Consider the following 25050-nt stretch of genomic DNA (forward strand, 5'->3'; position numbering starts at 1 on the left):
GATTGCGATTGGCCGGCTGTCCCGCGCTTACCGCTGCATCCACGTCGGAGCGGCGTCTGAGCTAGTGCGTTGCCAGATGCCTCGCGGGTGCCTACGCGCATCCGTCCGCGGTCACCGACGCGATGCAACGTAGACGGCAAATCGGCTTCAACCACGCAATCACGGCAGCTGCAGCTCTGCATGGCACTGCAGGCGCCTAAGCGAGCAGCTATCTCATGCAGGGCGCGGTGCTCAAAAACTCAGGCACGCCACGCAGGCGTCACCGCCCGTACGACGTTGGCGGTTACAGCAGTTGCGCGCGCTTGGTCGCACCAAGCCCCTGTGCCAACGAGGCCATTTCGTTGGCCAAGGCGACCATATTGCCGCCGGCCTGCGCCGCGATGCCCATGATGCGCTGGTAGGCGTCCCAGAAGTCGGGCCCATTGCCATAGGCATCGTGGAACCCTTGTAGCTCCAAGACCAGCAGATCGGACACTTGGATGTCGGAGCGGTCCATTGTGGTTACCTCGCTGGGGGATTTCCCCGGCCCGCAGCTTATACCCGTTCACCTTACAAAACCGGGTCAGCCGGACAGCCGGAAGCCTGGACCTGAATTGGTTACAAACCCTGACGGTCGTCCGCGTATCGGGCTTGTGGTTGGGGCTGCTTACCGCCGCTCTACTGGCCGGTGGCGTGCAGCGCCGCACCTCAAGCCGTCCGCCACACACGGCCTGCCGCCCGCACCAGGACGGCTGAATGCCAGCACGCATGGACCCGACAGCTCGCGCGCAACTCCCGCCCGACGCGCCGACCTGCGCGCGTTCCCGTGTAAAATGCCCGGTTTTTGACCGGAAGAATGGCGAAAGTTTCTCCACGGGCGCCCTTGTCGGGCCCGGCGTTCATTCGCCTGCTTGCTCGCCTCAGCAACGCGCACATCGCCCAGTCCAGCCACGCGCTGGCCGACCGGCTGAGCCAGTGGATCGACTGGACGCGCGCGGTTGCCGTGTCCAAGGCGCTGGACGGCAAGCTGCCCGACACCGACGACCTGCCCGAACCGCGCCCGCTCAATGCGGAGGCGTGCGCACGCGTGCGCACCGGTCTTGCCACCAGCAGCGTGGCAGAGTTGGACACGCTGGTCGCGCGCATGCGTGCCGAGGCGCGCAACGCCGCGCTCGCGGATGCGCCCGTCGCCGCGCCGGACTTCGCACCATTTCGGCAGCACTACTTGGCCATGCAACGCGCCATGCGCACTGCCACCGGCGATCTGCGCGGGCGCCTGCGCGACCTGCTCGCATTGGTCTCCACCGACATGGCGCGGTTGGCCGAAGTGGATGCGGTGATGGAGCTCACCCTGAGCCCGCGCGAGCAGAGTCTGTTGAACACCGTGCCGAGCCTGCTCGGCGCACATTTCGAACGCCTGCGCGATGCTGCACAGGCGCAGCACCGGCCGACCGATGACGAGGCCGCGCCACGCGCGGTGCCCGATGGCTGGCTGGATGTCTTCCGCAAAGACATGCAGAGCGTGTTGCTCGCCGAACTGGATGTTCGTTTTCACCCGATCGAAGGCCTGCTTGCAGCGCTTCGTACCCGCTAACTGGGACGTCATGTTCAGAACTCTCGTACACGTGTGTGTGTTTCTCGTCGGCCTGCTGGCGGTTTGCTGGGTCGGCATCGGTTATCTCGGCTCCAACCCGCTCGGCGCCTGCGTCGCGGCGGTGATCGGCGCCTGTCATGTGGCCGGCGCGCTGGAGCTGTATCGCTACCGCCAGGCTACTGCGACGCTGGAAGCGGCAGTCGATGGGTTGACCACGGCGCCTTCTGCCCTGAGCGATTGGCTGCAGGCGGTACACCCCGGCCTGCGTAATGCGGTGCGCCTGCGTATCAGGGGCGAGCGCGTGGCGTTGCCGGCACCGGTGCTGACGCCGTATCTGGTCGGCTTGCTGGTGTTGCTCGGCATGCTCGGCACCTTGCTCGGCATGATGGCCACGCTCAAGGGCACCGGCTTTGCATTGCAGAGCGCCACCGATCTGCAGGCCATTCGCGGCTCGCTCGCAGCACCGGTGGAAGGCCTGGCGTTCGCGTTCGGCACCTCCATCGCCGGTGTGGCGACATCGGCCATGCTGGGGTTGTTGTCGGCGCTGTGCCGGCGCGAGCGCCTGCAGGCGGTGCAACGCCTGGACCTGAAGATCGCATCCGAACTGCACCCGCATTCGGATGCGCACCGACGTGGCGAAGCATTCAAGCTGCAGCAGCAGCAAAGCGCCTTGATGCCGGCCTTGATCGACCGGCTGCAGACGCTGATGCACACCATCGAACAGCACAGCATGGCTGCCGAACAGCGCTTGACCGCACAGCAGGCCGACTTCCACGCCAAAAGCGAAGCGGCGTATGCGCGGCTAGCCACAGCCATGGAACACGCGCTGCAGGCCGGTGTTGCCGAAAGCGCACGGGCGGTCGGTGCGGCATTGCAGCCGGCGATGGAAGCCACCATGGCCAGCATCGTGCGCGATACCGCCGCATTGCAGGCACACCTCACGCAAGCCGTGCAGCAACAGCTGGACGGCATCACCCACGGCTTCCAGACCAGTGCCAGCACCACGGCGCAGCACTGGAGCATGGCATTGGCGGCGCAGGAACGCGCCCAGCAGACCCACAACGCGCAGTTGCAGGCCACGCTGGAACAGATTGCCGCGCACAGCGTGGCCGTGCAGGACAGCGTGAGCAGCGCCGTGCATCAGCAATTGCAAGGAGTCAGTGCAGCCATCGAACAGAACGCGCGCACGGCGACCGAGCACTGGCAGGTGGCGTTGTCTGCGCAGGAACGCACGCAGGCCACGTTGGCCGAACAGCTGCAGGGCACGCTGGAACAGATCGACCAGCGCAGCGTTGCCGTGCAGGACAGCGTCACCCAGGCCGTGCAGAGCAATTGAGCGCACTCAACGATGGCTTTGCCAGCAGCACCGCGGCCAGCGCCGCCACCTGGACCGCCGTGCTTGCCGAACAGCAACGCGCGACCGAAACGCACAGCGCGCAGTTGCACGCCACCCTCGATCAACTAGTGCAGCAGACCAGTGCCCTGCACGAAGCTGTGCAGCAGGCCGTGCAGCAGCAACTCGATGGGCTGAGCAACGGTTTTGCCGACAGCACCGCCACTGCCGCGGCGACATGGACGGCCGCGGTGGCCGAGCAGCAGCGCGCCAATCACGCGCTCACTCAGGAACTGCAAGGCACGCTCGCGCAATTCGCCAGCACCTTCGAGACACGCTCCGCCGCGTTGGTGGATGCGGTCTCGCAACGCATGCAGCAATCCAGCACTGACGCTGCCAGTGCGTGGAGCGATGCACTGGCCCAGCAACAACAGGCCAGCGCCACGTTGTCCAGCCAGCACCACAGCGCACTTGCCGCAGCCACCGCCAGTTTCGATGCGCATGCCGCGGCCCTGGTCGGCACCTTGCAGCAATCGCACACCGATCTGCAGGCGGCATTGGAAGCGCGCGACACCCAGCGCCTGGCGCTATGGAGCGAGCGCTTCGGCGCGATGAGCACGGCCCTGACCAGGCAATGGGAACAGGCCGGCGAACGCGTCGTCCAGCAGCAGCAGGCCATCTGCGACACCCTGGCCAGCACCGCCAGCGAGCTGTCCACGCAGGCGCAGGCGCAGGCGCAGGCCAGCGCGACGATCAGCGAAGTGTCGCGCCTGATGCAGATCGCCTCAGAAGCGCCCAAGGCCGCGGCCGATGTCGTGGCCGAGCTGCGCCAATCGCTGTCCGAGAGCATGGTGCGCGACACCGCCATGCTGGAAGAACGCAGCAAGCTGCTCGCGACCCTGGACACCTTGCTCAACGCAGTCAATCACGCCTCCACCGAACAACGCGAAGCGGTGGATGCCTTGGTGACGACCTCGGCCGACCTGCTGCAGCGCGTGGGCAGCCAGCTCACCGAACAGATCGGCAACGAAACCGGCAAGCTGGGCGCAGTGGCCGCGCATGTCAGCGGCAGCGCAGTGGAAGTGGCCAGCCTGGGCGACGCGTTCGGCATGGCGGTGCAGTTGTTCAGCGGCGCCACCAGCGCGCTCAATGAGCGCCTGCAGCACGTTGCCACCGCGCTCGATGCCTCGCTGGCACGCAGTGACGACCAACTTGCCTACTACGTGACACAGGCGCGCGAAGTGGTCGACCTCAGCATGCTCTCGCAGAAGCAGATCATCGAAGAACTGCGCCAGCTCGATCGCGGGCGTGGCGAACGCGGCGAAGCAGAAACGGCATGAGCGACGAGATCGAAAGCGACGGCGAGCTGGGCACGCCCATCTGGGCGGCATTCGGCGACCTGATGTCGGTGTTGCTGGGCGCGTTCGTGCTGATCCTGGTCGGCGTGATCGGCGTGCAGTTGCAACTGTCCAGCCGCCTGGACGCGGAGGTCAAACAACGCCAGGCCGAAGCGCAACGTCGGCAAACGCTGGAACAGGCATTGGCCGCACCGTTGGCTGCCGGCCGCGTGACCCTGGTCGATGGCCGTATCGGCATTCGCGGCAATGTGCTGTTTGCGTTCAACTCCGACCAACTGCAGCCGGAAGGGCGCGAGGTATTGAAGTCGCTGGCGAGGCCGTTGACGCAATACCTGCGCGCGCGACGAGATCCTGATGGTCAGCGGATTTACCGACGACCGCCCAGTGCTGGGCGGCAATCGCCGCTACGCCGACAACTGGGAACTGTCCGCGCAACGCGCGCTCACGGTGACCCGTGCCCTGATCGCCGAAGGCGTGCCGGCGTCATCGGTGTTCGCGGCCGCATTCGGCTCGCAGCAACCGGTGGATTCCAACGCCGACGAAGCCCGCCGCGCGAAAAATCGCCGCGTGGAGATCGCGCCGATCGCGCGCCCGTCGTCGCGCGCAGGCGCATCGGCGCAGCCCGCAGCAACCACCGCACCGCGATGAGCAAGCCGGCACTCTCCGTGCGCGCGCAACTGGAGCGCTGGCGCAGCCAGGGCGCCGATCGGCTGGATCCGGTGCACTTCCATCTGATGGAAACGTTGGCAGCACGTGCCGATGCGCAGGCCGATGCGGTGCGTGAGGTGCTGGAACACAAGCTTGGCGCCATGGTCGATGGCTATGCGACAGCGCTGCAGCAGACAGCGCGTCGCCGTGCCGGGAGCCATACAGTGCCTGCAGCGTCGCCGCAGCCCAGCGCCTTGGGTACGCTCACCGCGCAGATGGCCGGGCATGCGGCGCTGATGGAAGTGGACAGCCGCAAGACTGCCAGCGCAGATGCCATGCTGTTTCCGGAGCTGCCGGCGCTGGACGACTTTCGTCGCACCTGGACCACCGTGCGCACCGCCAGCCAGGTGCGGCAGTCGCTGCAGGATGCGCCCAAGGATGCCGGCCCGCTCAATTCCAGCGTGCTGGTGCATCGCTGCATCACGCTGATGCGCGAGCGCTCGCCGGGCTATCTGCAGCACTTTCTCGGCTACGTGGATGCGTTGTCGTGGCTGGAGCAGCTGCACACCGGCGGCGCCTTGGCCAACGAGGAGGCTGCACCGGCGACGCCGGGCAGGAAACGCAGCAAGAGTCCGTCGAAACGACGCAGTTAGATCCGCGATCGGTCCCGATCTACGTCGGGCAGCCTTGCGCAGGCTCCGATCGCAGAGATGCATCCCGGCACAGCGTGTGCGGGGCCCCGCTGTGAGCATGACGTCGCTGCACGCTTCTGGCTGCGAACTCTGTTGCATTGGTCACGCCGCAGCTGCAGTTGCACGCAAGCGCACCACGACCTCCAGAAGCCAGCTGCCGGCGCACAGCAGTCGCTGCAGTCAATCCTGAGCGCGATGCATGCTCAACTGGACGTGGCGCCCGCCGGTCACGCTGGCATCCACCACACTGGCGCATGCGCCGATCGCCGCTTGCGCCGTCGCGGAGCATCGCTCAAAACCGAAACTGCGCACCCACCGTCCAGCTCCGCGGCGCACCGGGATACACCCACTGCTCGCTATACGAAAATGCCGCATAGCGGCGATCGGTGAGGTTCTCGACCTTGGCATACAGGCGTAGCCGCTCGCTCAGATCGTAGTGGCCAACCGCTCGCCACACGGTGTAAGCCGGCAGCACGAAATCGGTGTTGCTATCCACCGAGCCCAGCCGCTCGCCCGTGTGCGAGACGCCCACACCCAACGCCGCGCTACGTTTGCCGGTCAGCGGCTGCTCGTAGTTCAAGAACGCGTTACCGCTCAAGCGCGGCACATTCGGAAACCGCCGGCCTTCGGCCAGCCCGGTACTGGCGGCGGCAGCACTGCTGCGCGTCACCTGCGAATCGGTATAGGCCAGGCCCACCGACGCGGCCAGGCGCGGGCTCAGCCTGCCGAGCAGATCCAGCTCCAGCCCTTGGCTGCGCATCTGGCCCACCGGCAGCGAAAAACTGGTGTCGGCCGGATCCAGGCTCAATACGTTTTTCTTGTCGATGCGGAATGCGGCCACCGTGGCTTCCAGGCCATCGCCGGGCTGCACGTATTTCAATCCGGCCTCCAGCGAGCGGCTTTTCTCAGGTGCAAAGCTTTGCCCGTTGGCGCCCACACCGCTGTTGGGGCGAAAACCCGCCGCGGCACTGGCATACAGCGACAGCGCATCGTCGACATGCAAGGTCATGCCTGCACGCGGGCTCACCACGCCGTCGGATGCGCGCTGCGTGGTGCCGCGCAGGTGGTTGTCCAGGTCTTGTTGCTGATAATGGTCGTAGCGCAGGCCAAGCAAGGCCTTCCAGCGCGCGCCCAGGTCGATCTGGTCCTGTGCATACACGCCCCACACCTGCTGGCGCTCGTCGGTATCGGTGATGGTGGACAGCCGGCCTGGCTGTGCCACGCCATAGCGCGGCGCCAGCACATCGATGCTGTAGGGCGTGGCCGCGGAACGGGCGCGCTGCTGAAAGCGGCTGTCGTCGGAGCGATTGCCATCGATGCCGAACAACACATTGTGCGTGACCCTGCCGGCCTGAAAACCGCCAAGCACTTCTGCACGCGCCGCGATATCGCGGCCCTGGTAATCGCGATAGCGGCGTTCGCGGCGCAAGCTGCGCTGGTCGGCCTGCAGCGTCCAGGGTTCGGTGGAAAATCCACGCATGCCACTGTCGCGGTAAGTCGCCCCACCCTGCAACGACCAGGTCTGATCCAGACCGTGCACCACGAATACCTGGTGCCCGGTGGAATGCAGGTCGATATCGCCATCACGCGGTTCGCCGAGAAAGCGCGAGGCCGGCAGCCGGTTGGCATCGCCACCGATAGCCGTCACGCCCCGATCGAATGGCGTGTGGAGACGCACCGCCTCCAGCTCATACGACACCGTCGTATCGGGCGCCGGCATCCACAACAGCGACGGCGCCAGCAAGGTGCTGTCGCTGTCGACGGTATCGCGAAAGCTGTGTTGATCCTTGTGCATCACATTCAGACGATACGCCACGTTCTCGCTCAGGGGGCCGGTGCTATCGATGGCCGCGCGATAGCTGTCGAAGCTGCCTGCCGATACATCCACGCTGTGCTGCGGCTGAAACAGCGGCTTTTTAGTGACGATGTTGACGGCCCCGCCCGGCTCGCCGCGCCCGTACAACGCCGACGCCGGCCCCTTGATCACCTCGATGCTCTGCGTGTTGGCCGCATCGCGCAGGCCGTTGTAACCGCGGCTGGCATTGAAGCCGTTGACCATGTAATCCGAACTGAAATTCGGGTCGCCGGTAAAGCCGCGCATCGAATAGCTGTCCCATAACCCGCCCAGGTTGTTGGCCTTGGTGATGCCGCTGGCCAGCTCCAGCGCGCCAGCCAGATCGGTGACGCCCGCATCTTCGAGCAAGGTCCGGTCGAGCACCCGCGCACTGATGGGCAGATCACGCAGCGACGCATCGGTCTTGGTGGCACCGGTAATGCTCAGCGCGCGATAAGGGGTGTACTGGCTGCGCACCTGCACCGCATCCAAATCGCGCGCCTGCGACTGCGCAGCCTGCGCGCAGGCAATGCCGCAGGCGCAGGCCAGCAGGCTGAGCAAAGGGAGCGCGTGCAGCATGCGGCGGCGCGGGAACACGGGCATCGGGCAGAACTCCTGAAGCGCCCCGGCGCAGTCTGTCCGGGGCGCAAGTAAAAGACGCAAGGCAAAAGGTGACACGCGGGCACCGCTATGAAGCAGGGCCGGCCGCTGTTTCGAAACGTGGCGCTCGCCCGAAATCGTCGCGCGTGAACGGGCGGTCGCGAAACAGATAGCCGTAGTAGAACGTGCGCAGCGCCCGGTGATAGGCCCGAATGCGATCCTGATACGCGAGCTGTGCCTGCAGATCGGTGCCGGCCAGGCGCGTCAACGCCGCCTGCAACGCAACCGGCGGCAGCACGCTGGCCACGCGTTGCGCCAACGCTTCGCGACGCTGCAGCCCCTGGCGATACGCTGCCACCTGCGGCGCCACCTGCTGGTCGCCATTTTCATGGAATGCGAAGTACCACTTGTAGTGGAACGCCGTCGTCAGCGGCGCCGAATCGGCCCATTGCCGATTGCGCGCGTAGAACGCCTGCATGGTGTCCTGGCGCGGGATGTCCCAGGCATGGTTGACCGCCTCGCGCTGCGACCGCGCGATCTCGGTACCCTGGTTGACCGGCACCGCCTGATTGATCGCCACGTGCGCCAGCGCTGGCGCCACCAACGCCAGCACGACCCAGCAGGTGGCCAACGCAGTGGCATGCGCCGCAGGCCGCCACTGGATGCGCCCGACCAGCACCGACAGCAGCACCCAGAACAACAGGTACGCGCCGCCCAGTGCCAGCACCGCCAGTTGCTGCAGCCACGGCACCGCGTTGAACGTGGCGAACATGACGAACGGCACGCTCAGGCACACGAGCACCGCCGCTGCGCGCACCACCACGCGCCGCACCAGCAGCGCAGCGCCCGCACCGGGCAGTGCGGCAAGCATGCGTGCACGCCCCGCTTCGCGCTCGCCCGAACGCAGATCGAACAGCAGCGCAATCACGAACAGCGGCAGCAGGAACACCAGCACGAACGCGTAGTCGAAGCGGCCAGCCAACGCGAGCTCGGGGTTGTAGCTGTCCCCGTCATGGATCTGCGCTTCCAGCCCCAGCGCGCGCACGCGCAAGATATACGGCGAGACATCGCGCATGCCGACCGCCGCAAACGCCAGTGGCGATGGCAGGTCCCAGGTAGGGTGGAAGCTGTAATAGGCCGCGCTGCCGGCATCGTTGGAACGCGCCACGTAGTCTTCCACCGCGGCGCTGTCTTCGCGCTGCAGCGCTGCAATCCTGGCGATGTTGTCGCGCTGCGTCGCCATCACGTGTTGCCCGGACAGCAGGCTGCACACGGTGAGCAGCGCAAGCAACAGCAACCCGGCGAGCGCCGCACGTACGCGCAGCAGCAACAGCAGTTCGTATTTCCACAGCACCATCAGCGCGCCACTCCCACACCTCGCCCGGCTGCCACCAGCATGCACAGCGCAGCAAGCAGCCAGGCCCCGATCAGGCCGAACGCCGCACCTGCCGTACCGATCACCTCGGTCGCCGACACCGGCTGGAAGGCGAACACCGGAATCTCATGCCAGTGCTCGGACGAAATCCGCTTGCGGCGATCGGCGCCTGCATCCTGTGCGGTGTCGTCGGCCATGCTGACCGCGTCGGCCTGCAGTTGGTTGAGCTGCTGCACCAGCGTGTAGCGGTAGTGCTCAGCCTGCGCCAGGAACCGCAGATGCGCGCGCAGGTCGGTTTCCGCCAGCGTCATTGACACCTCGCGCAGCGCCACCGTCGGGCTGAGCAACGCAAATGTGCGTACCAGCAGGTTCTGTTGCTGCTGGATGGACGCATCGCGGCCTGCATACCGCTCGAACAGGCTTGCGCTCAGCCGCTCGCCTTCCAGTGCCAGCAAGCCCTTGTAGTTCACCGGCAGGTCTTCCACGCGCTGCACGCCGTAACGGGCCAGCGTCTGCTGCTTGAATTGCGCAAAGTGCGGGTCGTCCGGATTGTGGCTGTCGCCGAGCGTGCGCAGATCGCGCTGGATCGCCACATCGGTTTCCAACCGGGTCGGCAGGCGGTACGCGGCACTGGCCGCGTCCGGCGCCACGCGCGGCACCAGCAAGGCCAGCCACACCCACACCGCCAGCGACACCAACAGCGCATCGCGGCCGCGTCGGCACAGCAGCGACACCACCAGCACCAGCGCACACCACACCAGCAGATACGCGCCATAGGCCAGCACCAGCAGCGCCACCAGCGGCGCTTGCCCTGGCAACAACGCAATCGGTGCCAGGCCGATCAAGGCCGGCAGCAGGCAGGCGCCGGCCACCGCCGCCAGCGCGAGATATTTGCCGCCGAGCAACTGCCGGCGCGTGGCGCCCTGCAGCAACAGCGCGCGCAAGGTGCCGGTTTCCTGCTCGCGCGCCACTGCGCCATAACCCAGGAAGACCAGCATCAGCGGCGCCAGCACTTGCAGCACGAAGGCGGGCGTCAGCTGACCGAAACGCACCAGCAACGAACTCTGACGCACATCGCCGAAGTTGGCAGTGTTCTGGCGGTGCCCTTCCAGAAACATGCTGTTGCCGGTGAACGCATCCACGCCGGAATCGAATGCAGCCAGCGCCGGCAACGGGCGATAGATGAAATGGCCGTAGTGCACCACGCGGTGCGGATGCCGGTCCGGCTGTGCTTCGAACGCCTGCTGCGCTGCCTGTTGCTGCCGCGCGCGGAAATCGGCCACTTCGCGCTGGTGGTGCGCAGCGGTCAACGCCGCCACCAGGGTGAGCAACATCAGCAACACCACGCCAATGGCCGCGGACCGGTTGCGCGCCATATAGCGCAGTTCTTCGCGCGCGACCAACAACACCGGATTCATACGTGCAGCCTCACGCAGCGCGATCCTGCGGGCGCGCGAAACGCGCATGCAGGGTGCGCACATCGAAGCCGCTGTCGCCGGCACCGATCTCTTCGGCAATCCGACCGTTTTCCAGAAACCCGATGCGGTCGGCCACATCCACCGCACCGAGCAGATCGTGGGTGACCATCAGCACCGCAGCGCCGCGTTCGCGCACGCTGCCGACCAGGCGATTGAAGTCGGCAATGGCGCGCGGGTCCAGCCCGGAGGTGGGCTCGTCCAGCAGCAGCACCGGCACCTCGCGCACTGTGGCCACGGCAATGGCCACCTTCTGCCGCATGCCCTTGGAGAACCCTGCCAGCCGTTGCGCCCAGGCATCGCGCTGCAGGCCAGCGGCCGCAAACGCATCGCCAATGGCGGCCTGGCTGCGGCGCTGGCCGGCCAGGGCGAGTAGATAGTCGGCATTTTCCAATGCGCTCAGATGCTCGTAGAGCGCCACGTTTTCCGGCAGATAGGCCAAGCGCGCACGCGCCTTGCCGGGGTCGGCGACCGGGTCCACCGCGTCCACGCGCAAGCTGCCGCAGACGGGTTTGACGAAGCCCAGCAACGTGGACAGCGTGGACGACTTGCCGGCGCCATTGCCGCCCAGCAAGGCGTAGACAGTGCCGGGCGCGACACCGAGGTTCAGCCCCTGCAGCACCGCGCGGCCGCGGTAGGCCACGTGCAGGTCGGAGATTGAGATCGCGTGGGTCATTGACGAATTGAAGGGCGTGGACGCGGGTGCATCAAGAAATGATACGTTATCACATTGCCTACACCGCTAAAATCCGCCCGCCGCCGCGGGCAAGGCCTGACCGTCACGGACTTAGCGCCGCGCATTGCGCCTGCGGCAGCGCCTTGCGGCGCGAACGTCCAGCCAGGCGCCTGCGCCGACACGGCTGACCGGCACCGGCACAAGCAGCAACCGTCGCCCACCACTCGAGACCCTCATACCCCACATGACCTTCGCAACGCGCAGCTCTAATCCGCCCAATGCTTTCCCTGTCTCCGACCGCCACGCTGCCGCTCATGCCAAGGCCTGCAACACCGCACGCAGCACCCGACGCAGCGCCAGAGTGCTGGCCATCGCGCTGTTCGCTGCCGCCCAGCTCGACGCGCAGACCATCGATACCAGTGCTCCGTTGCCGCCGGTCCGGGTGTGGCACGGTGCAAGCGAGGCATTGATCGTGTCGCCCGACGATCCGTGGATCACGCCGGCCGAGCGCAGCGATTTCGTCAGCACGCCCAGCGACGCGCAAACGCGTGCGTGGTTGCATCGGCTGGTCGCCGCCTCGCCGCTGCTGTCGCTGGAGGTGTTCGGCAAGACCAGCGAAGGGCGCGATCTGCTGCTGGTGCGCGCGCGCAAGGGCAAGCCCGGCAAACCGGTCGTGCTGGCACAGGCCGGCATCCACGGCGGCGAGATCGATGGCAAGGACGCCGGCCTGATGCTGCTGCGCGATATTGCACAACGCGGCAAGGACGATCTGCTGGACGAGGTAGATTTCGTGTTCGTCCCCATCCTCAACAGCGATGGGCACGAACAACGCGGCCCACTCATCGGCGCCGCATTGCGCGGCCCGCAGCAAATGGGCTGGAATACCACCACACACGGCATCAACCTCAATCGCGACTATCTGAAACTGGAAGCGCCGGAGACGCGCGCGATCGTCAAGCTGCTGCACACGCTCGACCCCGCGTTGTATATCGACCTGCATGTCAGTGGCGGGCTCGATCATCAGTACGACATCACCTTTACCTTCGCCGGCTGGGGCACCTATGCGCGTTCGCGCGCCACTGCCGGCTGGCTGCAGCGGCGCTTCACGCCAGCCGTCGACGCCGCGCTGCGCCGCCAGGGTCATGAACCTGCGATCTACCCCAGCCTGATCGACGAAGACGCGCCGCGCTCGGGCTTGCGCCATTCGCCCGAAGGCCCGCGTTATTCCACCGGGTATGGCGACTTCGCCGGCATCACGACCGTGCTGGTGGAAAACCACCGCTTGAAGGCATACCGGCAACGCGTGCTCGGCGATTACGTGCTGCTGGAAGAAGCCCTGCGCGTGGTCGGCCGCGACGCACACGCCATCGAGGCCGCCAAGCGTGCCGATCGCGCGGCGCGCCCGCAGGCATTGATGGTGGCGTGGGAACGCCTGCCGCAGCCGATCGACCACATTCCGTTCAAGGGCGTGACCTACACCCGCGCCCTGTCGCCAGTGTCCGGCCGACCGGAATTGCGCTGGGAAGGCCGCGACGAAACCTGGACGATGCCGGTCATCGGCTACCGGCAGACGCAGGCCGTGCAGTACCCGGTGGCCTGGTGGATTCCGCCCGGCAACGACGATGTACTCGCCTTGCTCGATGCGCATGGCATCCACTACGACCGTCTGCACCAGCCAGCCCGGCGCGCGGTGCAGCAGATACGCATCACCAAGACCGGCAGCGATCAGGTCCCGCACACTCACGACGTGGAAGAAGTCTTTCCCGCCGGCAGCGTCCGCGTGCCGGCCGATCAACCGATGCGCATGTTGGCCGCCGCCTTGCTGGAACCGCGCAGCAGCGATTCGCTGCTGGCCAACGGACGTTTCCGCCATGCCGGCAGCCCCGACAGCGGGCTGTATGCCACCGAGCTGGTCGAATTCAGCGAACGCGTATTGCGCAGCGATGCCGCGTTACGCAGCGCGTTCGAGCAAAAACTGGCCAACGATGCGGCGTTCCGCGCCGATGGCGATGCGCGCCTGCAGTGGGTTTATGCACGTTCGCCCTATGCAGCGATCAGCGGCTGGCGGTATCCGGTGCGGCGCGAAGTGATGCAATAGCGCGCGCATGCCTGTGGCGCTCACCGCGGTGCAGGCGCCATCGCTGGCGCATGCTCGGCCATCAGTGCAATCACCCAATCGATGAATACTCGCAGCTTGGCGCTGACATGGCGGTTGGGCGGGAAAGCGATCGACAGCGGCATCGCTTCCAGCTGCCAGTCCTGGAAGATCGGCACCAGCTCGCCGCTGGCGACATGCGCGTTGGCCATATACACCGGCAGCCACAGCACACCCATGCCGGCCAGACCGGCGGCCAGATAGGCATTGCCATCGTCGGCGGCCACTACGTGGCGGCCGTGCACGCGCACCGCTTCGTCGCCGCGTTGCATCACATACGGCACGGTCGTGCTGCTGCCCCAGCGCATGAAGCCGACGCAGCGATGCCGGGTATTCTCCAGTTCCGTCGGGTGCGTCGGGGTGCCCAACCGCTGCAGGTAATCGGGCGCTGCATACACGCCGGCCTGCAGGTCGCCCACGTGACGCGCAATCAGCGACTGGTCGGTGATGGTGCCGCCGCGTATCACGCAATCGACGTTTTCGCCGATCAGATCCACGCGGCGGTCGCTCACGCCCATGTCCAGCTGGATCTGCGGATAACGCGCATGGAATGCCGGCAGCGCCGGCATCAGGATCAGCAGCGCCAACGGGCTGGGCACGTCCACGCGCAGGCGCCCGCGTGGCGAGGTGGCTGCAACGGACAGGCTGGTTTCGGCATCGTCCATGTCTGCCAGCAGGCGCAGCACGCGCTCGTAATAGGCCGCGCCATCGGCAGTGACCTGCACCCGGCGCGTGGTGCGATTGAGCAGCTTCACCCGCAGGCGTGCCTCCAGCTGCTGGACCAGCTGGGTCGCGCTGGCGCGGCTCATGTGCAGGTGTTCGGCCGCCTTGGTGAAACTGCCGGTCTCGACCACGCGCGCAAACGCCCGCATTGCATCGAATCGATCCACCACTGCTCCCGCGGCCAAGATTGTTTGGATTCTACAAACAGTGTTGGTCGATGCTGCCGATTTATCGCCACCGTACACGCGCCTACCGTGGGCCTCCATTCTATGCACTTCGATGGAGAGTCCCATGGCCACACGCGACGTCGTTTTCCCGCAGGGGCGCCACGCCCTGTACGAGCGCCACCATTACTCGCCGGCGGTACGCGCCGACGGCCTGCTGTTTGTCGCCGGCCAGGTCGGCAGCCGCGAAGACGGCTCGCCCGAACCCGAGCTGGACGCGGAAATTGCCCGCGCCTTCGTCAACCTGGATGCTGTCCTTGCCGCGGCCGGCTGCACCTCGCAGGATGTGGTCGACGTCACCTTGTTCATGGTCAACCCCGAGGTGGTGTTCGAGGCGATGTGGGACAAGTGGGTCGGCTACTGGGGCCCGGCCCCGTACCCCACCGTCACCGCGGTCGGTGTGACCTGGCTGGCCGGCTTCCAGTTCGAGATCAAGGTGGTGGTCAAGCTGCCGGCGAAGGCCTGACCGCTTCTGTTGGATGCACCGCATCGCGTGCGCTGTCCAACCCGGGGTTTGAGGCAGGCCTGCTGCCTAGCGAAAAGTGACTAGCGCGCCCAGTGCGATGCATCGTGTTCGATAGGCCACGCCTGGCTTGCCAGCGCGTGGCGTTGGTGTTCACGTGCTACCGCCACTCGGCCGGCATGCGCCGCATACCTGCGCTGGGGCGCGAAACGCACTCTTAGCAATCCGTGACTTACGTCAACTCTTTGCCTGGCGGTGACGTCGGACGGAAATGTCCGCGTCGCGTCATCGACCACCGACGTCCAGGCTCCCTTGACTCAGCACCATAGTGCCCATCTATCGCGGGAATTAGCGGCGCGTTAGTTCCTTAATGTCCGCCGTTCAGGTTGTAAAAATCTCGCTAAAGCGACGCAACAGGCGGCCGTTACCAGGGGTCTGGGCATACCAGCGCTCACCGTTTTGCCCACGCGTCCCCGATGACGCTGCGTCCACCACTCTCAGCCGAGATTTCAATGAAATTGACCGTCAAGCTTCTCAGCGGCGCCATCGCCCTGGCCTTCTCGACCTGCGCCTTTGCGCAGGAAGACTCGATGTTTACTTTCAGCGGCTTCGGCACGCTGGGCATAGTGCATTCCACCGAAGACCAAGCCGACTTCACGCCCGACATCCAGACCGAAGAAGGCGCCGGCGCCAGTCACTCCACCTCGGCCCGCCCGGATTCGCGCATCGCCGGTCAGGTCAATGCCAACTTCACCGACAAGTTCACCGGCGTGCTGCAGGTGACCAGCGAATACGCCGAACGCGCCGACTACGCGCCCAAGGTGACCCTGGCACACGTGAAGTACCAGTTCGGCCCGCAATTCGCCGCCCGCCTGGGCCGCATCACTGCGCCGCTGTACATGCTCTCCGAGTACCAGCGCGTGGGCTATGCCACCCCATGGGTGCGCCCGCCATACGAGGTCTACAACTACCTGCTGCCGATGGACGGCGTGGAAGGCGTGTACACCATCAACGCCGGCGAAAGCGTGGTCAGCGTGCAGGGCTTCTACGGTCGCATCAACTCCAAGAAAGCCGATGTGTACGCCATGCGTGGCCTGGCACTGGGCCTGGAATCGGGTGCGTCGACCTTTCGCGCAGCTTATATCGTGGGCACCACCGATTTCGATACACCGTCGCTGCAGCGCCTGTTTTCGGTCTACCAGCGCATCAACCCGGCACTGGCCGATCGCCTGACCACCTACGGCGTGGACGGCAGCTTCGCCAGCGTGGGCTATGCCTACGACCCGGGGAAGTGGTTCCTGCGCAGCGAAGTGATCCAGGCCGATTACTCGCCCTCGCTCAACGGCAAGACCACCTCCGGCTACGTCAGCGTGGGCGGTCGCTTCGGCACGCTGACCCCATCGATCACCTACGGCAGCGTCGATCGCAAGGGCCCGGTAATCCCCCCGCCCATTAGCAGACGCCAGAAGTGGAATTTTCTCGTACCCTTTCCCGAGGAGGTTCCATGAAGAAGTCCCGCTTTACCGACAGCCAGATCATCGCCGTGCTCAAGCAGGCCCAGGCCGGTGCGCCCGTGCCGGAGCTGTGCCGCGAGCACGGCATCAGCTCGGCCACGTTCTACAAGTGGCGTAGCAAGTTCGGCGGCATGGACGTGTCCATGGTCGCACGCATGAAGGAGTTGGAGGAGGAGAACCGCCGGCTCAAGAAGATGTACGCCGAGGCGCAGCTCAGTACCGACCTGCTGAAGGAAGCGCTCGCAAAAAAATGGTGAGGCCATCTCAGCGACGCGAGATGGCCCAATCGGCAGTCACGAGCGGGCGCACGAACATCCGCCACGCCTGCCAGACCTTCGCGGTGAGCCAGACCTGCTTCCGCTACCAGGCCAAGGCCAGCGAGCAGAACGCCCGGATCGCCGACTGGCTGGTCCGCCTGACGAGCGCCCATCGCGACTGGGGCTTTGGCCTGTGCTACCTGTACCTGCGCAACGTGAAGGGCTTTGGCTGGAATCACAAGCGGGTCTACCGGATCTACCGCGAGCTGGAGTTGAACCTGCGGATCAAGCCGAAGAAGCGGCTGGTGCGTGAGCGGCCCGAGCCTCTGGCGGTGCCGGAGGCCATCAACCAGGTCTGGTCGATGGACTTCATGCACGACCAGTTGGCCGACGGCCGCAGCTTCCGGCTGTTCAATGTGCTCGACGACTTCAATCGCGAGGGGCTGGGGATCGAGGTGGATCTGTCGCTGCCGTCAGCCCGGGTGATCCGATCGCTGGAGCAGATCATCGAGTGGCGCGGCAAGCCCGCCGTGATCCGCTGCGACAACGGCCCTGAATACATCAGTGGCGCGTTGCTGTCCTGGGCACAGCGGCTTGGCATCCGGGTCGAGCACATCCAGCCGGGCAAGCCACAGCAGAACGCCTACGTTGAACGCTACAACCGCACCATCCGCTACGCCTGGCTCGCCCGCACCCTGTTCGACACCATCGACCAGGTGCAGGACAAAGCCACCCGCTGGCTATGGACGTACAACCACGAGCGCCCGAATATGGCGCTCGGCGGCATCACGCCTGCCATGAAGTTGGCGATGGCCGCTTAGCTCCACTTCTGGCGACCGCTAGAAGTGGGGGGATTACCGCCCGACCATCGCACCCGGCCAGGACCCGGTGGGCGTGATGACGCGTGCACTGGCACAGGCCGAAAGCGGACGGCATAGCTTCACTGCCTCGCTGCGTTGGGATGCGCGCGAGAGCATGGCGTTCAAGCTGCAGGCCAGCCATATCGACAACAACGCGGGGTCGTTCGGTTCGTTGAACAACATCCAGCCGGGCTTCCGCCCGGGCGGCAGCTACAACCTGCTGTCAGCTTCCGTCGACTTCGTGTTCTAAGAGAGCCCTCAATGAAATTTTCCACGTGTTCCGCAGGCTGCGTGCTTGCCGTGTTGTCGATGGTTGCGTTCTCGGCCAGTGCCGATGTCGTTGTGGTGATGTCGGCCAAGGGCGGCCCGGACAGCCTGAGCGCTGCGCAGGTGTCGCAGATCTTTCTGGCCAAGTCCAACAGCCTGCCCGGCGGCGGCGCCGCGGTGCCGATCGACCAGGAAGAAGGCGTCGCCACCCGCGATGAGTTCTACAAGAAAGTCGCCCAGCGCGATGCGGCGCAGCTGAAATCGTATTGGTCGCAGCTGATGTTCACCGGCAAGGCGCAGCGTCCCAAGCGGGTCAGCGGCGACGACGCGGTCAAGAAGGCGGTGGCATCCACGCCGGGCGCCATCGGCTATATCAGTGCCAGCGCCGTCGACCCCAGCGTCAAGGTCGTCCTGAAGCCGTGATCGCCCACCTGCTCGAGAGCCATGTCATGAAACGCATCCTGTCGCTACCGTTGTTCTGGAAAATCCTGATGCCGGCAGCGGTGGCAATCGTTTGCCTGTCGGGCTATGTGGCTTTCAGCACGCTGGTGTTCCATCGCAACAACGATCGCCTGGAAGCGGTGCGCGACGTGCATTTCCCGATGCTCGACGCGATGACGCGCAATGTGGCCGCGCTGGACAAGCTCATCAACGGGCTCAATGGCGCGGCGGCAGCAGGCGATGCCGACATGCTGGCGGCCACCAAGCCGGTGGCCGACGAGATCCACGGCTCTTACGTGAAACTGCAAAAATCCGATCCGGCCAATGCGCAGGAACTGGCCCGTCTGGGCAAGCAGTTCGATCGGTACTACAGCCTGGCGCAGGGCGTGGCGGCGGCATTCGTGGAGCAACGCGAACCCGATGCCGCGCAGATGAGCGCCATGGCACCGGCGCTGGAGACGTACCGCACCAATCTCACCGCCATGCAGAAGCGCGCCGATGCACGCTTCCGCGGCACCGTGCAGGAAGCGGTGGACAGCTCGGTCACCGCCAGCATCACCGGCCTGATCCTGGGCCTGGTCGGTGCGGTGGTATGCATTGGATTCGGCTGGCTCGTGGCGCGCGCCATCACCCAACCGCTCAACCGTGCCGTGGGCATCGCGCATGCGGTGTCGTCGGGCAAGCTGGACAACGCCATCTCGATCGACCGCAACGATGAGGTCGGACAGCTGTTGCAGGCAATGGACAGCATGCAGCGTCAGCTGCGCCGCGTGATCCAGGCGCAGACCGAAATGGGCGAAAAACACGAAGCCGGCGTGGTCAGCCACCGTATCGCCGAACAGGAGTTCCCAGGCGAATTCGGCAGCATGGTGCGCGCCAGCAACGCATTGGTGGCCGGGCATATCGCAGTGACCATGCAAATCGTCGCATTGACCGAGCGCTATGCTGCCGGCGATTTGTCGCAGCAGCTGGAGCCGTTGCCGGGCGAGAAGGCGGTGATCAGCCAATCGCTCAACGACGTGCGCGCCAGCCTGTTGTCGATCAACGGCGAGATCAAGCGCCTGGCCTCGGCCGCAGCGGCAGGCGACTTCACCGCGCGTGGCGACGAAACCGCGTTCGAGCACGACTTCCGCCAGATCGTGGTGGACCTCAACCAGCTGATGAGTACCTCGGACCAGAGCCTGGGTGCGTTGTCGCAGGTGTTGCAGGCCATCGCCAGCGGCGACCTGACCGCACGCATGCACGGCAACTTCGCCGGCGTGTTCGCCCGCATGCGCGACGATGCCAACACCACGGTGGAACGTCTGACCGATATCGTCGGGCGCATTCAACATTCTTCGTCGGAAATCGATACTGCCGCCGGCGAGATTGCGGCCGGTAATCAGGATCTGTCGCGGCGCACCGAACAACAGGCCGCCAACCTGGAAGAAACCGCTGCATCGATGGAAGAGCTCACCGCCACGGTCAAGCAAAACGCCGAGCACGCACGCCAGGCCAACGAACTGGCACGTAGCGCCGCCGGCGTGGCGTCGAAGGGAGGCGAAGTGGTCAGCCAGGTGGTCGGTACCATGTCGGGTATCGAAACCTCTTCGAAGAAGATTGCCGAGATCATCAGCGTCATCGACGGCATCGCCTTCCAGACCAATATCCTGGCGCTCAATGCCGCGGTGGAAGCCGCGCGTGCCGGCGAACAAGGCCGCGGGTTTGCCGTGGTGGCAAGCGAAGTGCGCTCGCTGGCACAGCGCTCCTCCGGCGCGGCGAAGGAGATCAAGGATTTGATCGACGCCTCGGTAGGCAAGGTGGCCGAAGGCTCGGCGTTGGTGCACAAGGCCGGCACCACCATGACCGAGATCGTGGCCAGCGTGAACCGTGTCACCGACATCATGGGGCAGATCACCGCTGCCTCCATCGAACAGTCGAGCGGCATCGAGCAGGTCAACCAGACCGTGATCCAGATGGACGAAACCACCCAGCAAAACGCCGCCCTGGTGGAAGAAGCGATGGCCGCCGCGCGCGCGATGGAAAAGCAATCCAGCACCCTCACCCAGCTGGTGTCGCTGTTTCAACTGGAGCCTGCGACCGCCCAGCACCTGGAAAAACACGTCGCCTGATGCGTCGATCCGCCAGGCGGGTCGACATGCTGCAAGCTGAAGACCCCCTTCTGCATGGAATGCAGAAGGGGGTTTTTTTATTTGCACCGAGGCGAACGTGAAGCGTCGCGCGCCGCATTGGTGAAAAGAGCTGGGTCACGCTGTACGCGCAGTGGCCTACCTTCGCCGCATCGATTGCCGCTGCAGCATGGTGGACGTTCGGGGATTCGGCGCTGAAGCAGCGAAGTAGTCAGCGGAGTCCGGCCGCCTGGCATCGATCGCAGCACCTGTCGCTCACCAGCGCCGCCTTCGAAACACGCAACGGGCGGCAGCTGCAGGCGTTAGCCATAAGCTTGCGCTTATTTCAGATGCGCCATATGCGCAAAATATCGAGCAGCCCATCACACCTTTTGGCAAAAATCCGTTGCCAGTGCACATTCCTTGGGCATACGTCACCAACAAGCAACATTTGCATGCGATAGCTGTAGCGCTCGCCACGCAGCGGGCCCTCTGTTCTCCCCTTAGCGCGCGTTGTCCAACGTCGATGTGCTGATGCATCGCGACGGCGGTTTCGTGCGTCCGATGATTTCAAGGAGATTGACTCCCATGCGCTTGAAGACCTTTTTCGTCGTTCTGCTTCTCACCACCTTCAGTGCCGCTGCACAGGCCCAAGTGGTGACCCTCAACAAGGGCGGCTATACGCTGACCTACGACTGCACCAACCGCACCGCACTGCGTTACGAATACGTGCTGCAGGCCGACACAGGCTCGGCTGCACGCCCGTCCAGCTTCAATCTGGATACCGAATTGCCCAGCGGCTGTGCCGGGCAGACCTCCACGGCCTCGTATGCCAGCGTGCGTTCCGGCTATGACCGCGGACATCTGGTGACGTCCAACCACATGGACTACAACGCGACCTACATCCGCCGCGCCAACCTCATGAGCAACATCGTGCCGCAGGTGGCCACCTTCAATCAGGGCATCTGGGTGCAGGCAGAGAACGTGGCCGAGTGCTATCGGGACATCGCCAGCGTGCAGGTGTACGGCGGAGTGATCTACAGCGACACCAGCAACGATTACTTCCTCAGCAGCCACGGCATCCGCACGCCGGATTTCTTCTGGAAGACCGTCATCACCGCCAACCCGAGCGGCGGCTCGCGCGCCATCAGCTGGCTGATTCCCAATAGTGCCAACCTAGGCTCGCTGGACAGCTATATCGTCAGCATCGACGAACTCGAAGACCTCTACGGCGCCAGCACCATCGGCATCAGCGCACCGGCGGCTGTCAAAGCCATGCTGCCGTCCACCACCTGGCCGCAGCCGAGCAATTGCGACCTGGGCTGAGCCGCCCTGCATCCACGGCATGACGCCCAGCCCGGCCTGTGCCGGGTTGGGTCACGGCGTGGCGAGGGATGCGTGCATGGCGTCATGCCGCGTGTGACAGCCTACGCGCACCTCGACGCGCCCATCGCGGAGCCGGCATGCCGGTGGAATGGATGGCGGGCGCGGGCACCGGACATATGTCAGATGTGTCAGCACTGCCACATTTGTCGGCGAGGTCTGCGCTGTTTTGATGACCAATAGCCGACATATGCTTGATCGCACTCTCGCTACCACTCTTGCGATCACGCTCATGCCATCGTCCTTATCTGCCAACGCCGGCCTCGCCTTGCTGAGTGCCCTGTCGATCTTCGCGGCCAGCCCGGCAACTGCCGCACCTGTGCAGGGCTTGCCCACCATCGTGCTGGTGCATGGCGCATTTGCCGATGGCTCCAGCTGGTCGGGCGTGATCGGCGCGTTGCAGCACCAGGGCTATCGCGTCACCGCGGTACAGAATCCGCTCACTTCGCTGGCGGACGACGTCGCTGCGACCCGTCGCGTGCTGGAGCGACAACGCGGCGACGTACTGCTGGTCGGGCACTCCTGGGGCGGCGCGGTGGTGACCGAGTCGGGCAACGCCGATAACGTCAAAGGCATCGTCTATCTGTCGGCCCTGGTACCCGATACCGGCGAGTCGGTCGGCACGCTGCTGGCACGCCTGAAAGCGCCGATGGAAGGTCTGCAGCCGGATGCGCATGGCCTGGTCTGGCTCGACGATGCGGAGGCCTACCAGCATGTGATGGCCGCCGATGTGCCGCTGGCCAAGGTCAGGCAGTTTGCCGCCGTCCAGCAACCGATGACCGCCGCCGCATTCGACGATACGGTCACGCAGGCTGCGTGGCATCGCAAACCGACGTGGTACCTGATCACCGACAACGACAATGCGTTGCGTCCGGATGTGCAGCGCGCCATCGCCAAACAGATCGGCGCCACCAGCATCAGCATCGCATCCAGCCATCTTTCGCTGGTAGCGCAGCCCGCCAAGGTGGCCGAGTTCATTGCACGTGCCGCGCGCTCCATCGGTACTCCATCGCAGTGAGCGCACGGACCCAGCGTGTCGCGGCGGGCCCTGCATGCGCTAGCCCGACACGCCGTGTTCGGCGCTCTCCAGCACCGCAGGCAGGACGTCGACCAGGAACTCGATCAAGGCGCGCACGCCCGGCGCCAGTCCGCGACGCGAGGGATACACGGCGTGTAGTTGATGCGCCGGCAACGTGTGGTCGCCCAACAGCACCACCAGTTCGCCACGGGCGATGCTGCCCCTGCACAGGGCCAGCGGCAACTGCGCCACGCCCATGCCGGCCAACGCAGCGTGGTGCAGCAGTTCGACGTCCTCGGTGAACAAGCGCGAACACGGTAGTCCACCAGTTCGCTGGTGCCTTGCGGGCTGGTGAGCCGCCACCGGGGCGGCTCGCCATTGACGCCACGCGGGCCCATTCCCAGTACCTCGTGCAATGCCGCGGCAGAGACGAACGGCCCATGCGCGTGCACGAAGCCTGGGCTTGCCACCAAGACCTGCCGGCTGACGCCGAACGAACGCAGGATCAAGCCCGAATCGTCCAGGCTCGAACGCACCCGTATCGCCACGTCGATGCTTTCGGCAATCGGTTCCACCCGGCGACTGGTCAGCTCCAGATCCACCTGCACGTCCGGATGCGTCAACAAAAAGCGCGGCAAGAGCTCGGCCAGAAACAGATGCGCCACACCGGTCGGGCAGCTCACCCAGATCCGGCCGGAGGGATGCTGCGTGGCGCGCTCGGCCACATCCAGCGCCCATTGCGCCGAGCGGGTGATGGATTTGCAGTGCGTATAGAACTCGGCACCGACTTCGGTGAGGCTGACCGCACGGGTTGAACGCTGCAACAGCCGCACGCCCAGGCGTTGCTCCAGATCTGCCACCCGCCGGCTGACCTTGGAGCGGGGAAACCCCAACGCGCGACCGGCCGCCGAGAAGCTGCCGTGGTCGACCACCGCCGCCAGCAGCGCAAAGTCGTTGAGGTCTTCCATCTGAATCAAACCCCACGCAAGGAGGCCGTCATTGTCCTGCCAGGCAGGACAGCTTGTCATCCGCCAGCGACCTACCTGCGCACGGGACCACTCCGTACAGTGCCGCCACCGACCACAGCACACGAGCCCACCATGCGCTTGCTCCATCTCGATTCCAGCATCCTGACCGACACGTCGGTCTCCCGTCGGCTCACCGCCCAGGTGGTGCAGGACCTGCACGCGGCGATTGACGATCTCCATGCCACCTATCGGGACCTTGCCGCGGCTCCCATCGCGCACCTTTCCGGCGCGATTGCTGCCGGCTTCCGCCCACTGCCGCAACCCGACAGCGACGCGGCGTCGGTGGCCGAACATGCGTTGTCCGAGCAGCTGGTGGACGAATTCCTCGCCAGCGACATCGTGGTGATCGGCGCACCGATGTACAACTTTTCGGTGCCGACCCAACTCAAGGCCTGGATCGATCGCATCGCCCAGCCCGGCCGCACGTTTCGCTATACCGCGAACGGGCCCGAAGGCCTGGCCGGCGGCAAGCAGCTGATCGTGGCGTCATCGCGTGGGGGCATGTACGCGCAAGGGCCGATGGCTTCACTGGATTTTCAGGAGGCGTACCTGACCGCCACATTCGGCTTTCTAGGCGTGCGCGACGTGTACTTTGTGCGCGCGGAAAATCAGTCGCGCGGTCCAGGGCCGGCTGCGGCAGCATTGATCAGTGCGCAGGCATCCATCGCCGATGTCGTGCGCAGTGTCGCGCGCGGTGTCGTGCACACACGCGTGGAGACCTGAGCCATGTTGCATCTCATCACCCTCACCTATCGGGTCGCCCCGCCGGCATTGGCCGCACATCTGGACGCCCACAAGCAATGGCTGCGGAAGCATATCGACACTGGGCTGTTCCTCGCGGCCGGCCCATTGGCCGATGGTCTTGGCGGCATCGTGCTAGCAAACAGCACCGATGCCTCGGCACTGGATCGGGTCGTGGCGCAAGACCCGTTCGTGCTGCATCAGTTGGTGGATGTCGGCGTACGCCGTTTCGAGCCCGCGCTGCGTGCCAAAGGATTTTTGCATGGTTGAATAAGACGATGCCGATGGGATGCGACCCCACGCC

The 25050-nt window shown here is 65.4% G+C and carries 18 protein-coding genes and 5 pseudogenes; 15 read left to right on the forward strand and 8 right to left on the reverse strand.

Annotation, left to right across the window (positions count from 1 at the left end):
* Positions 1-283: 283 nt before the first annotated feature.
* Positions 284-496, reverse strand: a complete 213-nt coding sequence (locus AMD14_RS19360) for a hypothetical protein (protein ID WP_005911311.1) — start codon at positions 494-496, stop codon at positions 284-286.
* A 327-nt stretch (positions 497-823) separates the two neighbouring features.
* Here AMD14_RS19360 and AMD14_RS19365 point away from each other — a divergent pair, with 327 nt between their 5' ends.
* The 4 genes and pseudogenes from AMD14_RS19365 (at position 824) to AMD14_RS19380 (ending at position 5565) form a co-directional block, all read left to right on the forward strand.
* Positions 824-1573 (forward strand): DUF3348 domain-containing protein, encoded by a 750-nt coding sequence (locus AMD14_RS19365; RefSeq protein WP_171843848.1) that lies wholly within the window; start codon positions 824-826, stop codon positions 1571-1573.
* A 10-nt stretch (positions 1574-1583) separates the two neighbouring features.
* Positions 1584-4246, forward strand: a pseudogene (locus AMD14_RS19370) (DUF802 domain-containing protein).
* Positions 4243-4912, forward strand: a pseudogene (locus AMD14_RS19375) (OmpA family protein). The pseudogenes AMD14_RS19370 and AMD14_RS19375 overlap by 4 nt, the downstream one beginning before the upstream one ends.
* Positions 4909-5565: a DUF2894 domain-containing protein gene (locus AMD14_RS19380; RefSeq protein WP_015463650.1), complete on the forward strand. Its 657-nt coding sequence runs from the start codon at positions 4909-4911 to the stop codon at positions 5563-5565. The pseudogene AMD14_RS19375 and the gene AMD14_RS19380 overlap by 4 nt, the downstream one beginning before the upstream one ends.
* A 331-nt stretch (positions 5566-5896) precedes the next feature.
* On the opposite strand, the gene AMD14_RS19385 is transcribed toward AMD14_RS19380, so the two are convergent.
* The 4 genes from AMD14_RS19385 to AMD14_RS19400 form a co-directional block, all read right to left on the reverse strand.
* A complete protein-coding gene (locus AMD14_RS19385; protein WP_015463651.1) occupies positions 5897-8041 on the reverse strand; it encodes a TonB-dependent siderophore receptor in 2145 nt (714 codons plus the stop codon).
* 85 nt (positions 8042-8126) lie between these two features.
* Positions 8127-9395: a DUF3526 domain-containing protein gene (locus AMD14_RS19390; protein ID WP_011052499.1), complete on the reverse strand. Its 1269-nt coding sequence runs from the start codon at positions 9393-9395 to the stop codon at positions 8127-8129.
* Entirely contained in the window at positions 9395-10831 is a 1437-nt protein-coding gene (locus tag AMD14_RS19395; protein ID WP_011052500.1) for an ABC transporter permease, read from the reverse strand. Before AMD14_RS19395 ends, AMD14_RS19390 begins: the two co-directional genes overlap by 1 nt.
* Positions 10832-10841: 10 nt before the next feature.
* Positions 10842-11564, reverse strand: a complete 723-nt coding sequence (locus AMD14_RS19400) for an ABC transporter ATP-binding protein (RefSeq protein WP_005911321.1) — start codon at positions 11562-11564, stop codon at positions 10842-10844.
* Positions 11565-11808: 244 nt separating this feature from the next.
* On the opposite strand from AMD14_RS19400, the gene AMD14_RS19405 reads away from it, so the two are divergent.
* On the forward strand, positions 11809-13662 hold the full coding sequence (locus tag AMD14_RS19405; protein WP_011052501.1) for a M14 family metallopeptidase: 1854 nt from the start codon (positions 11809-11811) through the stop codon (positions 13660-13662).
* A gap of 20 nt (positions 13663-13682) precedes the next feature.
* Here the strand turns inward: AMD14_RS19405 and AMD14_RS19410 are convergent, their stop codons facing one another.
* Positions 13683-14627 (reverse strand): LysR family transcriptional regulator, encoded by a 945-nt coding sequence (locus AMD14_RS19410; RefSeq protein ID WP_040107677.1) that lies wholly within the window; start codon positions 14625-14627, stop codon positions 13683-13685.
* A 106-nt stretch (positions 14628-14733) separates the two neighbouring features.
* Here AMD14_RS19410 and AMD14_RS19415 point away from each other — a divergent pair, with 106 nt between their 5' ends.
* From AMD14_RS19415 to AMD14_RS19455, 8 genes and pseudogenes are all read left to right on the forward strand, one after another.
* Positions 14734-15132 (forward strand): Rid family hydrolase, encoded by a 399-nt coding sequence (locus tag AMD14_RS19415; protein WP_003489283.1) that lies wholly within the window; start codon positions 14734-14736, stop codon positions 15130-15132.
* Between the two features lie 509 nt (positions 15133-15641).
* Positions 15642-16577: pseudogene (locus tag AMD14_RS19420) on the forward strand (hypothetical protein); the annotation flags it as partial.
* 56 nt (positions 16578-16633) lie between these two features.
* Positions 16634-17721, forward strand: a protein-coding gene (locus tag AMD14_RS19430; RefSeq protein WP_087943923.1) for an IS3-like element ISXac2 family transposase whose coding sequence is annotated in 2 segments (ribosomal slippage) — positions 16634-16886 and positions 16886-17721 — 1089 coding nt in all. Because the reading frame shifts where the segments join, the coding sequence is not laid out codon by codon here.
* Between the two features lie 40 nt (positions 17722-17761).
* Positions 17762-18010: pseudogene (locus AMD14_RS19435) on the forward strand (hypothetical protein); the annotation flags it as partial.
* Positions 18011-18021: 11 nt separating this feature from the next.
* Positions 18022-18450, forward strand: coding sequence for a type 2 periplasmic-binding domain-containing protein (locus AMD14_RS19440; protein WP_011052505.1), 429 nt, complete (start codon positions 18022-18024; stop codon positions 18448-18450).
* Positions 18447-20579, forward strand: a complete 2133-nt coding sequence (locus AMD14_RS19445) for a methyl-accepting chemotaxis protein (protein WP_011052506.1) — start codon at positions 18447-18449, stop codon at positions 20577-20579. Before AMD14_RS19440 ends, AMD14_RS19445 begins: the two co-directional genes overlap by 4 nt.
* A gap of 585 nt (positions 20580-21164) precedes the next feature.
* A complete protein-coding gene (locus AMD14_RS19450) occupies positions 21165-21902 on the forward strand; it encodes a DNA/RNA non-specific endonuclease (protein ID WP_015463657.1) in 738 nt (245 codons plus the stop codon).
* Between the two features lie 289 nt (positions 21903-22191).
* Complete coding sequence (locus AMD14_RS19455) at positions 22192-22977, forward strand: alpha/beta fold hydrolase (protein ID WP_011052508.1); 786 nt, start codon at positions 22192-22194, stop codon at positions 22975-22977.
* Between the two features lie 39 nt (positions 22978-23016).
* On the opposite strand, the gene AMD14_RS25510 is transcribed toward AMD14_RS19455, so the two are convergent.
* Together AMD14_RS25510 and AMD14_RS25515 are read right to left on the reverse strand one after the other, a co-directional pair.
* Positions 23017-23340: a LysR substrate-binding domain-containing protein gene (locus tag AMD14_RS25510; protein ID WP_250636746.1), complete on the reverse strand. Its 324-nt coding sequence runs from the start codon at positions 23338-23340 to the stop codon at positions 23017-23019.
* Positions 23341-23444: 104 nt separating this feature from the next.
* Positions 23445-24185 (reverse strand): annotated as a pseudogene (locus AMD14_RS25515) (LysR family transcriptional regulator); the annotation flags it as partial.
* Between AMD14_RS25515 and AMD14_RS19465 the strand changes: the two are divergent.
* Positions 24078-24728, forward strand: coding sequence for an FMN-dependent NADH-azoreductase (locus tag AMD14_RS19465; RefSeq protein ID WP_015463659.1), 651 nt, complete (start codon positions 24078-24080; stop codon positions 24726-24728). The pseudogene AMD14_RS25515 and the gene AMD14_RS19465 sit on opposite strands and share 108 nt — an antisense overlap.
* Before the next feature lie 3 nt (positions 24729-24731).
* Complete coding sequence (locus AMD14_RS19470) at positions 24732-25016, forward strand: YciI family protein (RefSeq protein ID WP_011052512.1); 285 nt, start codon at positions 24732-24734, stop codon at positions 25014-25016.
* The last annotated feature ends 34 nt before the right edge of the window (positions 25017-25050 follow it).

The sequence above is a fragment of the Xanthomonas citri pv. citri genome, from assembly GCF_000961215.1.
GTDB lineage: Bacteria > Pseudomonadota > Gammaproteobacteria > Xanthomonadales > Xanthomonadaceae > Xanthomonas > Xanthomonas cissicola.

Excerpts from the sequence above, each read along its gene's own strand:
- AMD14_RS19385 (WP_015463651.1), bottom strand. The coding sequence starts at position 8,041 with ATGCCCGTGTTCCCGCGCCGCCGCATGCTGCACGCGCTCCCTTTGCTC.
- AMD14_RS19470 (WP_011052512.1), top strand. The coding sequence starts at position 24,732 with ATGTTGCATCTCATCACCCTCACCTATCGGGTCGCCCCGCCGGCATTG.
- AMD14_RS19440 (WP_011052505.1), top strand. The coding sequence starts at position 18,022 with ATGAAATTTTCCACGTGTTCCGCAGGCTGCGTGCTTGCCGTGTTGTCG.
- AMD14_RS19390 (WP_011052499.1), bottom strand. The coding sequence starts at position 9,395 with ATGGTGCTGTGGAAATACGAACTGCTGTTGCTGCTGCGCGTACGTGCG.
- AMD14_RS19360 (WP_005911311.1), bottom strand. The coding sequence starts at position 496 with ATGGACCGCTCCGACATCCAAGTGTCCGATCTGCTGGTCTTGGAGCTA.
- AMD14_RS19455 (WP_011052508.1), top strand. The coding sequence starts at position 22,192 with ATGCCATCGTCCTTATCTGCCAACGCCGGCCTCGCCTTGCTGAGTGCC.
- AMD14_RS19415 (WP_003489283.1), top strand. The coding sequence starts at position 14,734 with ATGGCCACACGCGACGTCGTTTTCCCGCAGGGGCGCCACGCCCTGTAC.
- AMD14_RS19450 (WP_015463657.1), top strand. The coding sequence starts at position 21,165 with ATGCGCTTGAAGACCTTTTTCGTCGTTCTGCTTCTCACCACCTTCAGT.
- AMD14_RS19405 (WP_011052501.1), top strand. The coding sequence starts at position 11,809 with ATGACCTTCGCAACGCGCAGCTCTAATCCGCCCAATGCTTTCCCTGTC.
- AMD14_RS19380 (WP_015463650.1), top strand. The coding sequence starts at position 4,909 with ATGAGCAAGCCGGCACTCTCCGTGCGCGCGCAACTGGAGCGCTGGCGC.
- AMD14_RS19395 (WP_011052500.1), bottom strand. The coding sequence starts at position 10,831 with ATGAATCCGGTGTTGTTGGTCGCGCGCGAAGAACTGCGCTATATGGCG.
- AMD14_RS19400 (WP_005911321.1), bottom strand. The coding sequence starts at position 11,564 with ATGACCCACGCGATCTCAATCTCCGACCTGCACGTGGCCTACCGCGGC.
- AMD14_RS19465 (WP_015463659.1), top strand. The coding sequence starts at position 24,078 with ATGCGCTTGCTCCATCTCGATTCCAGCATCCTGACCGACACGTCGGTC.